The sequence below is a fragment of the Acidithrix ferrooxidans genome, from assembly GCF_000949295.1.
Lineage (GTDB): Bacteria > Actinomycetota > Acidimicrobiia > Acidimicrobiales > Acidimicrobiaceae > Acidithrix > Acidithrix ferrooxidans.
Map to the genome: position 1 here is coordinate 1 of NZ_JXYS01000034.1, position 12,885 is coordinate 12,885.

The following is a 12,885-nucleotide window of genomic DNA, read 5'->3' on the forward strand; positions in this document are numbered from 1 at the left end:
TACGCTTCGCTTCAGAGGAAGCATGTGAAGATCATTTGATCAAATTGCGGTGGAAAGAGGGATTTAGATGCCCAAAGTGTGACTCTGACCAGTTTACCTTAATCAGGCCAAANCATCGAAGAAATGCAGCATCTTCGAGCTCCACTTTTTCAATGTAAATCTTGTCACCGTCAAACTAGCGTTACCTCCGGAACCATCTTCCATCGAAGCCATATCTCTTTATCCAAGTGGTTCTCCGCTATCTATCTATTGTCCAACGACAAGCGTGGTCTTTCGGCTACTACCATTGCTAAATTCGTTCAAGTATCTTATTCGACTGGCTGGTTGATGCTAAATAAGCTACGAAAAGCAATGGCTGACCGAAATGGTTTATATAAACTTGGAGAAAACGCCTGAGTAGATGAGTTCTTTTTAGGTGGTGAGAGCCATGGCGAAGGCAGAAGAGGAAAGGGAACAAAACAAACCAATGTCCTAATTGGAGTGTCGATTAGCAATGGTGCTCCTACTCATTGCTTCATGGAAGTAATCAAAGATACCACTGCTAAATCATTCAAAGATGTTTTTGTGAGACGTTTAGATTCCGATACCAAGCTGATAAGTGATGGTAACCCAAGTTACGGGGTATGTGCTCGAGACCTTGGACTAGCGCATTCGATCACTCTATCCAAAGACGAACAAGCACATGTAACATTCAAATGGCTCAACATCCTGATAGGGAACTGCAAGAAATTTATCGACGGAACATACCACGGACGTGAGGAACATAAGCAACTTTACCTCGAGGAATTCGCATACCGATTCAACCGAAGGCACTTTGAAATGTCCTTGGTAGAGCGACTTCTCAATACATGTGTGTTTGCGTCTCCACATCCGCTACTCCGCGAATCTGATTCCAAAATGGCTCTTGCTTACTAAACTTGATAAGTATGCAATATTATACAAATGCGTATACCGTAAGCTTCTTGGCTCTTATTGAAGGGAAGTTAGGCGAACCCTTAAAGGCAGACAAGTCGACCTTCTTCGGACCGAACGAAACCCTCATAAATTTACAAGATAGAGAACCACTTGCAATCTCATCATACGAAGATGATGAGATCAAACAAAGATACAGAAAGCTTCCGTCGATCTACGTAGCTTCAAAACGAAGAAGAATCACGGCACCATTTATTCCAACCACGTTCAGAATAGAAACCGAGCCATTCATCTCCTTTTCAGATGAGGGGTATATGCCGACGATAGTCGTAACCTTGCCTAACAATGAGATTTGCGAAATCGCTATAGCCTCATCTTTGGCGAGTGACTTAGAAGTAATTCGTAAGAATCACGGTGCCATCCGAAACGCAGTAGTTAAAGTTGATCAAGTGCCTAACCACGAGGGAAGTAGAAGCAAAATTAAATTCATGGAGTACAACTATGATTGAGCACTCAATACTGTTTGAAAAGTCCAAATTTGAGAGCCTTTCGCAAAGCTCAATTGTCCTCAAGCCGCATGGCGGAAAACGACAGCTCAAGGAAAGTACTATTTCAGCTGTACCTGCTGAACCTGGGATTTATGTACTTTGCGCACGAAGCCGCTTTGAAGATCCAAAAAATCGCACCGGTATCAACTTACTGCTGTCGAGCTTGTACTACGTTATATATGTTGGGAAAAGCAATGACTTGCGCAAGCGATTGAAAGAACATATCAAGGCAAGCCATAATCCTGATCTTTCAAGATACATTAGGGGATTAGATACCAACTCTACAATTGATTTTTGGTGCTTCACGTGTCCTGCCGAACAGCTAAATGAAGCTGAGTCCCATTTAATTAGCCTTCTCAATCCAGCAACGAACAAAATAAATGGTGCACGGATATTGGAAGGGGTACCTGCATCTGGATATAGATCAAAATAAAACCCTGTGCGTCATAAATTGGATTACAAACAATATCAGCAAAAGTAACGAGAGCGTTTAGCTACAACAAGGAGAAATATAAAGTGAAGACCTTTCCCGCAATACGTGCACATATGGGCAGATGGACTTATTACATCACGAAGATGTCAATGACGGAACTAGCCATGCACGTAAAGTTATCCACAGGCGTATACGAAAGTCGAGATATCAGTGACGCTCTGCAACGTGAACTTAATACCTCCCGTGCTAAGGGTGAAATTCTCTCGTATATTCAAAAGCATGAAGATAGGTTTTTCAATTCGTTAGTAATCGCTGCGATAGGGGGAGAAGCTGAATGGTTTTCAGTCGACGTCTCGCAAGATGAGAAATTCATAATGCTAAAAAATGATCCTTCATTGAAAGACTTTGGAATTCTCCTCTTTACAGGGAAAGAGCAGTATTACGCTTTAGATGGCCAGCACCGGCTCACTGCAATCAAAGAATTGCTCAATCCGGACTCGCCCGAATACCGAAATGCTCCTGATGACTTTCGAAACGAAGAGATCAGCGTCATTCTAGTAATGCCCACGATTGACGAAAAGGGTCAAGAGACCCAAGAACGGATGGCAGAATTTCGCCAACGATTTAGGCGACTATTCGGCCATCTCAACCGGTACGCAAAGCCGATGGATAACGCTACCAACATAATTATGGACGAAGACGACGTTCTCGCAATTATTACTCGTCGCTTGCTTCTAGAGAGTTCTATCTTTGCGAAAACAGATGATGCGGTTATCGGAGGAATCAACGTTGACACTACCAAAGGTAAAAATATGAAGGCTTCCTCTCAATACTTCACGAACATCGAAACGTTCTACGACCTAAATACGACCCTAATTTCCTCTAAAACACGTGAGAATTTGGGGTGGGGATCGAAAAACGAAAAACTGAAGGACTATAAGCGATTTAGGCCAGAGGATAACGAGATAGACGAGCTTTACAATGAATTGGTAGAAATATGGAGCGGAATGGTAAAAGCGCTTCCTGAAATTTCAACACAAAATCCTTCTAACTTCCGTGACCATACAGCCGCGAATGAACAAAGTGACAGCAAGAAAGATACCTCTTTCTTCTGGCCGATTGGACAGATGGTTCTAGCACGTGTAGTCCGAGAGCTTCTTGACGTAATAAAAGCAGACTCCGTATCTGAAAAGCTTGCTTACTTGTCTAGGCTCCCATGGGAACTAACAGAATTTCCATGGCGAAATCTTATCCTAGTCCAGACCGCTAACGGCGAGATTGACCATACGGCCAATGCGTCTTGGAAAATGCGCAGCGAAGAACGAACTAAGGCGCTTAGCGCCATTACCAATATTATGCTGCAAGCAGTGGACTTCGTAGTTGGCAGTATCGATGAAAAAGACTGCATCGACGATATTGTGAAAAACTACAGTACGGTGGCGATACCTCCAAATGGGTCAATCTTGAATCATGATGAACTTCGAGTGGACGCGGAATTAATGCTTCGTAAAGCTAGTGAATAAGCGTTTTATCAAAACCTTTCAGTGTTCGATAACGCTGCGAGACTTAGGTTCAATAAGCTCCGCTTCAAAAGGAACATTTAGTTGAATCATTTTGAACTAGCCCTTGAGGAGGAGTGTGAATCACTAAAGAGGCATATCCATGGCGAACGATCGCACCTCCCGCAGAGGGATTTTGCGAGACCAAGCCTTTATAGCGCTGATGTCAGGTCAGAAATCGATGGAAATAATTCGGGAATGATTCCACTCTACAATTTTCAGCGCGAAGGTGTTGAATGGCTGTCAAATAATACGCGAATCCTCTTGGCCGATGACATGGGACTCGGCAAAACGGTACAAGTATTGTCCGCGATTGAGAGAATGATTGGCGATAGACGCATTAATCGTGTTCTGATCATTGTGCCACGTACGCTGATTGGCAACTGGCTAGATATTGCGTCGAGATTTACGCCGTCACTTTGTGTTTCTGCATGTATCGCGCCGGAGAAATCCATCGACTATGTATGGCATGCGGCCTACATTCATAACCACGTAACCGTCACAAGTTACGAAGTAGCGCAATATTTCTCAAAAGCCGCTTCAAAGCGATTTGATCTCCTCGTAGCGGATGAGGCCCACAGAATAAAAAATCCTGCTACCAAGAGAACTAAGGCAATCGGTGAATTTGAGACTCAACGGATGTGGTTACTTACAGGTACACCTCTAGAACGACATCCCGAAGACTACATAAACCTTATGGTCCTTCTAGATCAAAATAAATTCTCAAAACGAGATCTCAATAGAGGTTTGCCTACTTTAAGAAACAGAGCCGCACCTTATATATTGCGAAGAAATAAAGCGGAAGTACTAAGTCAACTGCCTCCCCTGACCGAACGGTCAGAAATTCTCGAGCTATCGGAAGCGCAACGAAAGAGCTACGAATTAGTAATACGTCGAATGAATAATCGAAACCACTTGGCTGACTTTAACGAACTTAGGAGCGTTTGCGATTTTGATCCAGTCACTAAAGAGTCATCCAAGATCGATCGAACTTTTGACATCATCAATAATGCAATCACCGATAACGAAAGCGTCGTAATCTTTTCGTTCTGGAGAGGGTTATTAAAGTTAGCAAACGACCTCGTAAATGAAAAATTTAATGACATTCCTAAATACTTACTCACCGCGGAGACGTCTTCAGCAAAGAGGCAAGAACTAGCAGCCCAATTTGGAAATTCAGGAGGCATATTCTTGGCATCTGGAAAGATTGGATCAGAAGGCCTAACGCTGACAAGAGCTAACCACGCAATCTTTCTTAACCAATGGTGGAATCCTTCCCAAAACCATCAAGCGGCAGATCGAATACGACGAATCGGACAGGATAAGCCAACATTTGTATATAAGTTCACCTGTAGAAATACAATTGAAGAAGCAATCAAAGAAATCCATGCGAGGAAGGACTATAGTTCGAAGATTCTTGTCGAAGCATTATCTGAAACCATTAGCACGAGTTAGTACCTAACAAAAAGGAAGAACTTAGAATAGCAATCCAATGAGCTAAAATCTCAAGTAGATCATAGACCTGCGCTGATGAAAATGAAATCCGATATCTTGGCTACTTCACAACCGTGGTAATCTTGATCCTATCAACGAGATAGTCAACCATCCCAGCTTGTTACTTAGCATGGTCGGTTAGAAGCGAAACATTTAGGCGCAGCCTGATAGCTATTAAGCGTTTGATCAGTTCGACAAAAAATTAAATTAGGACTAGGAAAGGAAGTTAATATAATGGTCAAGTTCGTGAAAATGACATCGATTTCAACGATCGCTGGTATTGCGCCAATAAGTCACGTGCGTAAGTAACTAAATTGATGTTGAACAAAGTCGATAATTTTCAACTCAGATTACGCCCATAGGCAATGGTTACGTGCTGCATATTTCCTCCTTAAACGAAACTCAAGAAAATGGTTAAGATTTCAATAAAGTGTTTGAAGCGAGTCAACAACGGTAGTGATACAAAGAGTAAAATGTATTCCAAGTACCATTGCAAATTAGAGGTAAGGTAATTCAGTGGGCATTTTTCCTGAATTGAAAGTCACACAACTCGGAAATTGGATCGCAGGATACGTAGATAAAAGTATTTTTGAAGCGATCTCATTCTTTCCGCAGTCACAAATATACGACAGCCGTATTTGGCTACCAGGCTTTGCTCTACTTGACGGTCGAAAAAGTTTCAAAGCTATTGAAACAAATAATGAAACTTTCGCGATTGTCAATTCGGCTCCGATAATCAAGTTAGATATTGATCTAAGTCAAATTTCGATGGTTCCATTTATTGCAATTGTAAGTGGAGACCTACCTCCTGATTCGAGCTTCAATAACCACTCAACTTCACCAGCGACAATGATCGAAGATTTGAATAGAAGTTTAACGCCAGCACTTTCATCCGCTAATCGAACTCGAAGTAAATTAGGCCAGCAGGAACTAGAATTCGAACGACGACATTTAGCTAGCTATAGAGCAAGGCTTACAGTGAGCGAGACGCCTGTTGAATTCATCATCCAAAGCGAACCGTATATTCGCTCGACAGCTCTCGGTTACACTGCTACGATCGACGTTCTGACATCGGACGGGGAGGAAATGTTCATATATGCGAGTGCCAAGAGCATCGCCGAACCGCTTGAGGATCTGCGTTCAGAGATGGGAAATATAGTTGGGGCGAGATACCAAATTTACAAAGAATCACCAGATGTACGCGCACGGTTTGTTTTAGAATTCCTCGGATTTATGCAATAAGACAACCAAATACCCGAAGCAAAGTAGGAGGGACTCCTTTGGCATGGAAGGAGGCGTTAAACTTGGGGTAATGTTCGTTAGCTTTCGTATACACCCATTTATCCAACATGGAATTAACTATGAGCAATCCCACGCTCAAATCCCAAACCTAGGATACACAACATTTCTTTCGCGCGAGTAAGGACATAAGGGTCGTCAATCAATAGCTCACTAATGGATAAATCAATCTGCTTTAGCCAGCGGAGGAATTATCCCTCTGAACTTTCGATCAACTCCTAACTTTGACCACTTAACCGATCACTACTCGTGTTGCTCGCAGTAGTCGAACCCATCGCCATGTCGCGAACCCCTGACAGCAGGTTCGTCAACTCCATCGGAAAAAGGATCTTTGTAGAAGGGGAGTTGGCTAGCTCTTTCAATGCACCAAGGTATTGAAGCAGCAAAGTATTTGAGTCTGAGTCCTTGGCAATCTGACCAACAACAGATAGGGCAGTAGAAAGGCCTTCCGCCCGCAAAATCGCAGATTGCCTCTCTGCTTCAGCAGTCAAAATTGCCGCTTGCTGGGCACCTTCAGCTGAAAGAACGTCAGCTTGCTTCTGTCCTTCGGCGACAGTGATGGCAGCCTGCTTCTTTCCTTCAGATTCAGTAACAACTGCTCGTCTGGTACGCTCTGCTGACATCTGGCGAGTCATAGCCTCTTGAACTGCCGGTGGCGGATTGATCTCACGAACTTCAACGTTGGTGACCTTGACTCCCCATCGTTCTGTTACTTCATCGAGTTTTACTCTTAGCGATGTATTCATCGCCTCGCGCTTGGAGAGGACATCGTCGAGGGCCATGTCTCCGACAACGCTTCTAAGCGTGGTAGCAGCAATATTCAGTGCAGCACCGGAGAAGTCACGGATGTTGACAACCGATGTAACAGGATCAAATACGCGGTAGAACATAATGAAGTCAATAGAGATAGGAGCATTGTCCTTAGTAATAGCTGTCTGATGTGGGATCTCAAGAAACTGCTCTCGAAGATCTACTAAGGATATTCTGTCGGTAATTGGGTTTATAACAACAAGCCCTGGCCCCTTTGCGCCATTGGACTTACCCAACCTAAAGACCACCAACCTCTGGTAATCTCTCGTAATTTTGAAGGTCGAAAAGAGAACCCGCACAATTGCGAACAAGAGGACTAAAGCTACGGCTAGTTCAATGATCGTCTTTACCATTATTGTTTTCCTTACCGGTTGATTCATTTAATTCAACACTCGTTGAAGTGCTGGTATTGAAAGTGTCGATGGCGACCTTGAGGTGGATTTGGTCGGCCTCTACCACGAAGATATTGTCACCCTTACTAATGACACCCTCAAGTGCATCAGCGCTCCAGCTCTCCCCATCGACCGTTACGGTCCCCGAGGGAGCTAAATCAGTCGAAGCCACCCCTGTTCTACCAAGTAGCGACTTGTACCTCTGTGGTGTCGATGTCTTTGGCTTTGATAGAACGCCTTTGAGCCCCAAGGCAATCGTTCCCAACGAGATCAAAAAGATAAGTCCGTAGATTAGCAGCGTAAGGGTAGTAATCGATGAGGTGCGACTAGCCAGAACAGAGACGGCTACTCCTGCAACTACAAACGAAGAGACTCCTGCTCCTACGGAGGAGTGTGGGCCTAGGTGCAGTCCAGCCGCAATGACCAATAGGGTAAGTGCCAATAACACTAGGGAAACAATGACCATCGCAAACCTCGCTGATCTATTGCCCTAACTCTATTGCAGTTTCAACCACTATGTCGTTCATCAAAGGTTATTCGTTCGCGGCGCTTAATTATTGAGAACTGAAGTTCGCTGGCGATTCAAACATAATTCACGATGTCACAGAGCATTAAGAGGACTCCAGCACTCTATTGTCTCCCGTATAGTCCTATGGGAACGTCTTTGTCACGAAGACCCTTCCCTCGATATATTCGCGGCAGCTCAGGTAGAACGTCGCGGATAAGCAAAGTCAAGATGGGCGATAATGGACCGATTCATCGTCGGAATTACCAGTTTGTTAGAACTGTGATCGTGGCAAACTCAGAAGGAACGTAGACGCGGGCATTTGGTATTCTTGGCATTCCCACACCGTTGCCATCGGCCTAAAATATCAAAGATAAAATACCAGTCCCAGTCGCCGTTACTTTACCCTTGCAACTATGGAAACGAACGGTGGGCTCCGGGAACCATTCAAGCTACCAGTGATCTCCATCGCCAACGAAAATCGCCGATGTATCGCAAATACGGTTGATTTGATCAACACAGGGGACTAACGGCGATCTCCAAATGAGCGGTCTCTAACAAACACAAAAGAGCCCACTACCTTCGAAGACAATTCGGTGGGGTAGTGGGCTCTTTTGCAAGATATCTTCTCGTGCGAGACGAATCGCTATCGAGCTTGACCAACCTTGGTCGCCTCTGGAACTTCAATTAGGCTTCCAGTTGAAACATCGTAGATATATCCATAGACCGGGATCGACGCTGGCACGAGAGCATGCGATTTGATTCGAGTTACATCCTCAAGTACTGACGATGCCTGATCAGGAATCGTCAACCAATTGATGTACTTTCCTTCATTTGAGCCAGGTCCTTGACCAACATCTTTGAATCCCGCAGCACCAAGTTCAGCGGTCTCAAGGCTCGAAGCCAAAAGGTTACTCATGAGGTCGTTGCTGAAGAACTCCATACCACAATTGGTGTGATGGATGACAAACCACTCTTTAGTTCCCAATAACTTGTATGAGATAACCAATGAACGAATGGCATCGTCGCTAGCTCTTCCTCCGGCGTTTCTAATTACGTGAGCGTCGCCTTCACTTAATCCCGCATACTTTGCTGGATCAAGACGTGCGTCCATACAGGTAAGGATTGCGAAGCGGCGTGCTGGAGGAATTGCAAGGTTGGCCTTGTCTCCGAACTCCTTTGCGTAGCCCTTATTCGCCTCTAGTATTTCATTTAGGACTGACATTTTCTAACTCCCTTGGCTTGGTTTCACCTTCGTTGAAGATTATAAAGCTAAACCTGAGTAAGTTTATCAACTTTTGTAACTTCAGTACTTGCAAGCTATATGAGTCGACGAGCAGAGTTGCTCAAATGGCGCCTCGAGGAGCTTCATGGTTATGAAGGGAGGGCGAAACGTCTTGCATTTCGAAATGAATTGACCTACACACGTCAAACCTGTTCAACTAATTGAATTACCGGGGTAGAGTCTGCCGCTTTCCCTGCTGCGTGGTTTGTTTACAATTAACCTTTTCCGTGACCGGATTCCCAAAGATCTGCCCCTCGGTAGCTCAGCCCTCGCACCTTCAATTCAATTGAGATCCTTGATAGGCGGACCAAAAGTAGTAATTCTCCAGCAGGAACTAATAAGGATCAAGCCGGTTGCGTCAATTTGAATCCACCGTAGCTCGTTTCTGTGGTCGCCATAGTGGCGTGGCCAACCACAGTTGATCCGTCGTAGAAGGTAGCAGTTACTGGCTCGGAGCACACACCATTGCAAGGGGCTGTTGCTACTCCCATGGGCAAGATAAAGAAGCTCCAGCCATCGAGTGTAGTTGGAAGTAGGGCAGTCGATTGATTGCTCGGACCTGAGACACTGACACTAGTTACCCAACTCGGCACAGTTCCAGAGAGAAAGGTCTCTCCGTTGCTTGCATTGTCCCAATTTACAGTTGCCATTGGTTTTGTGCTTCCGCTAGAGGTCACCACCACATTGCCGTATACAACTTCCATCCATGAGTTACTAGCACTCACTGAAGCTGAAAATACCCACGGCTGGTTCTTGATGGTTCCATATGCCAACTCTGTTCCACCAATTGGAACCTGCGGAGTATTGATGGGCGGCGATGCAATTATCCCTGGAGCACATTGGCCACTATGAATCGGGTTCCCGCCTGGCATGCAATTGTCGAGGGAAGGATTAATTACCAAGGCTGAAGCGATGTCCTGAATCTCTGCTGGGCTTAGGTTGAAGCCAACTATCTGCACCCCAAGTATCGGTGATAGTTGCCACTGCAAAATGGTATTGGGACCTTTATGGTTCGGTTGGGTTGTGCCTTGGCATGGATTCATTAACGGAGAACCAACGGAGTTAGTCGGTATCGCATCGGTACAAGCACCGCTAATAGTCATTGATTGGGTACCGTTTGGTCCCTTTACCGATGTGTATGAAATTTGATTAGAAACTTGCAACAAGAGAGCCTTTTGCCCCTTCACCGTTACTTGATCTATGGTTGCATTTGCAATGCCTCCTGCCGGAGGTGTTACGAAATCAGGATTCACCGTTCCCTGATTGATAGTGATGGTAAATGATTTTCCATTCGTCGTCGAATCATTTTCATAGGTGATCGACGATGAGTAGTTGGCTGGAGTCGTAGATATGTTTGTTTGTCGATCGGAGATTAGTCTCCAACCGCTTAGTTGAGGGCCAAGGCTAACCTCGCCATTCAGAAGGTGCGGCGGACCAGGGTTGACAAAGGCTGTCACTTGGGCACTTAGCAATGGTGCATTTGAACTCGAGCCCTTGTTTAGCTCAAACGTAGTTCCAGAAATTGCGACTCCTAAAACCGCGATGGCCCCAAAGATTAAACCGCGGCGACGGCGATCAATTCGCCGGCGGTTAGCTCGCTGGCTAAGTGTAGAAATTGAAGGTGCTTCGGCTAGCGGCACCTCTTGTAGCGACTTCGTAAGTTCTGTCAATCGTGACATTGTGCTCCTTTGGTAATCTGCGCTTTACTTGCTTGTCGCGTTTCATCGGGCAATTGTGTTGACGGGTTCTTTTGTTCATTTTCGATTTGGAAATCGTCATGATTTCCTCTGTCTTTATTGCTTTTCGCAATGTCACCCGACTCGGTAAGTGGTTCTGCCAAGTCGGCTGCGAGTCTTTGTCGAGCCGCACCCAAGGTTCGCGAGACTGTACCTCTTGTAATTCCTAGTGAGTCTGCAACTTCGACTTCGGTAAGATCCCCAACATATCGAAGCATTACGACCTCTCTTTGCCGACACGGAAGTTCGTTGACCAAGAGCCAAATCTCTCCAGCTGGAGCAGGCAGGTCGAAAGGTTTTGTTTGGCGGTTCAGGAAGCGCCTTTCAAAAGTTCGCCTCCTTGCTCGCCGACGAAAGACGTTGTAGGCAACTCGATAGGTCCATCCCTCGGGTCGCTCGGCTTTAGAGATTTTGGGCCAATGGATAAGTGCGCGTACGCAAGCTTCATCGACAACCTCCTTTGCCTCTTCGAGGTCACCAATCACAAGGACCATTGTCGCTAGGAGTTTCGGATAGAACAACTCATACCATCTTGCGAAGCCGTTGTTTTCGTTACCGCTTCCATTGCTGGTTGTCGACCCGTCTTCATTGTCTGATGACACAGGATGCAATTTTCGTACGGGCCTTTCATTCAAGGTGCTGCTTCGACTCTTGCCAAATCATTAAATAGTTAAGTCACAAGTAAGGTCTTTTGCTGAGTGTATCGACGATTTTTAATTCGGAATGGCAACCTGACTGTTGCTACGGGCGTCGACGTGGGTAGGTTCGCGAAACGGAATAGTCACGTCGACCTCCTATGTTCGCTATATTCGATGTGCTGTGACCCTAGGCGTTGTTACGGAACTGAGCGTACTCGATGCAGCCCACATTACGCCAACGGAAATATCCGCGGCGAAGTGTTGCGTGACCGAAAAGCCGTCTCGCCGGTCCGACCCAAATAATGGCATAACGTAGGATGGTAAGAGACGCTACTTGAACCAGCAGTGAGCGAGGATTAACTTGCAATTAGATAACTTCTCTACCACGATGGTAGAACGATATTATCCATAAAAATTTACGCCGTGAACGCTGTAAGGCGTGTCGGCCGTTTCAAATGGCGTTTGATTCGACTAAACATCGTCGCCAGATTCCGCCTCCTTACCCGCATTGATCCCCACGATCAAAATATCGGCCCCTTCGCGGATGCCCTTCTACTAGCAATATTGAATGCATCCACTTGACGTTTGCAACTTACAATGCGCAATGCAGTGCGAACACAGCGGGGGCCAGATACCCGATCCACAAATCTAGGCGTTGGTGGTTTTAGCGGATATCTATTCATTCGATAATTGCGGACTCCGCCTGCGCACCAGTTTTAAAGCGCTGATGAAGGATCGTCTCGTTTTTCAGACGGCCCAGAAGCTGTCAACGGGGGCGACTGCTATGGCAATATCCCTTCCTCGATCTGGATGTTATAGTCCATTTTATGGATATTGGTACGGTAACTCTCTGAACGGTACTAACTTCCACGATCAGAATTTGTTCGAAGTCGGCATAAATCCGACCATAGCTCGCTGGACACAAGTTACGGGTTCAGAGAAATTCTCAGCCTCTCTCAGTTCTCCAAGTCGATGGGAAATCTCGGCGATTCACAGTTAACCGGCTAATCGTGAGGCTCCATTCCCACGAATCAATTTGCCTCGATTAGCAGGTTAACAGGGCATTATCCGGGCTCGAATCGGAGGTTCGAGCGCACTAATGTACCCATTAGCCGGATAATCCCACGACAATGCAATGGCTGAGCCGCTGTTGGCATCTTTGAAAAAAGAGCTCGTGTATCGAACGCCCTTTTAAACCAAAAGGGCGGCGAGAATCGAAATGGCTAACTGGATTCAGTTGTGCAACGGGAATAAAACTTATTCAAGCGTCGGTG

General features: G+C 45.5%; 10 protein-coding genes and 1 pseudogene. 6 read left to right on the forward strand and 5 right to left on the reverse strand.

Going from position 1 to position 12,885, the window contains the following annotated elements; translation table 11 throughout:
• The 6 genes and pseudogenes from AXFE_RS19130 to AXFE_RS07260 all read left to right on the forward strand — a co-directional run.
• A pseudogene (locus AXFE_RS19130) lies at positions 1-915 on the forward strand (IS1595-like element ISAxf1 family transposase); the annotation flags it as partial.
• An 11-nt stretch (positions 916-926) separates the two neighbouring features.
• A complete protein-coding gene (locus tag AXFE_RS07240) occupies positions 927-1,421 on the forward strand; it encodes a hypothetical protein (protein WP_052605230.1) in 495 nt (164 codons plus the stop codon).
• A complete protein-coding gene (locus AXFE_RS07245; RefSeq protein ID WP_052605231.1) occupies positions 1,414-1,893 on the forward strand; it encodes a GIY-YIG nuclease family protein in 480 nt (159 codons plus the stop codon). The genes AXFE_RS07240 and AXFE_RS07245 overlap by 8 nt, the downstream gene beginning before the upstream one ends.
• 83 nt (positions 1,894-1,976) lie before the next feature.
• On the forward strand, positions 1,977-3,416 hold the full coding sequence (locus AXFE_RS07250) for a DNA sulfur modification protein DndB (RefSeq protein ID WP_052605232.1): 1,440 nt from the start codon (positions 1,977-1,979) through the stop codon (positions 3,414-3,416).
• Positions 3,417-3,497: 81 nt separating this feature from the next.
• Complete coding sequence (locus tag AXFE_RS07255; protein ID WP_052605233.1) at positions 3,498-4,907, forward strand: DEAD/DEAH box helicase; 1,410 nt, start codon at positions 3,498-3,500, stop codon at positions 4,905-4,907.
• A 555-nt stretch (positions 4,908-5,462) separates the two neighbouring features.
• Positions 5,463-6,188 carry a hypothetical protein gene (locus AXFE_RS07260; RefSeq protein ID WP_052605234.1) on the forward strand — a complete coding sequence of 242 codons (726 nt, stop codon included), beginning with the start codon at positions 5,463-5,465 and terminating at the stop codon, positions 6,186-6,188.
• Between the two features lie 275 nt (positions 6,189-6,463).
• Here the strand turns inward: AXFE_RS07260 and AXFE_RS07265 are convergent, their stop codons facing one another.
• The 5 genes from AXFE_RS07265 to AXFE_RS07285 form a co-directional block, all read right to left on the reverse strand.
• Positions 6,464-7,408 (reverse strand): SPFH domain-containing protein, encoded by a 945-nt coding sequence (locus AXFE_RS07265; protein ID WP_052605235.1) that lies wholly within the window; start codon positions 7,406-7,408, stop codon positions 6,464-6,466.
• Positions 7,389-7,913, reverse strand: a complete 525-nt coding sequence (locus AXFE_RS07270; RefSeq protein ID WP_052605236.1) for an NfeD family protein — start codon at positions 7,911-7,913, stop codon at positions 7,389-7,391. Before AXFE_RS07270 ends, AXFE_RS07265 begins: the two co-directional genes overlap by 20 nt.
• Positions 7,914-8,598: 685 nt before the next feature.
• Positions 8,599-9,177: a beta-class carbonic anhydrase gene (locus AXFE_RS07275; protein WP_052605237.1), complete on the reverse strand. Its 579-nt coding sequence runs from the start codon at positions 9,175-9,177 to the stop codon at positions 8,599-8,601.
• A gap of 404 nt (positions 9,178-9,581) precedes the next feature.
• On the reverse strand, positions 9,582-10,916 hold the full coding sequence (locus AXFE_RS07280; RefSeq protein ID WP_052605238.1) for a hypothetical protein: 1,335 nt from the start codon (positions 10,914-10,916) through the stop codon (positions 9,582-9,584).
• A complete protein-coding gene (locus tag AXFE_RS07285; RefSeq protein WP_052605239.1) occupies positions 10,904-11,575 on the reverse strand; it encodes an RNA polymerase sigma factor in 672 nt (223 codons plus the stop codon). Before AXFE_RS07285 ends, AXFE_RS07280 begins: the two co-directional genes overlap by 13 nt.
• Positions 11,576-12,885: the final 1,310 nt, after the last annotated feature.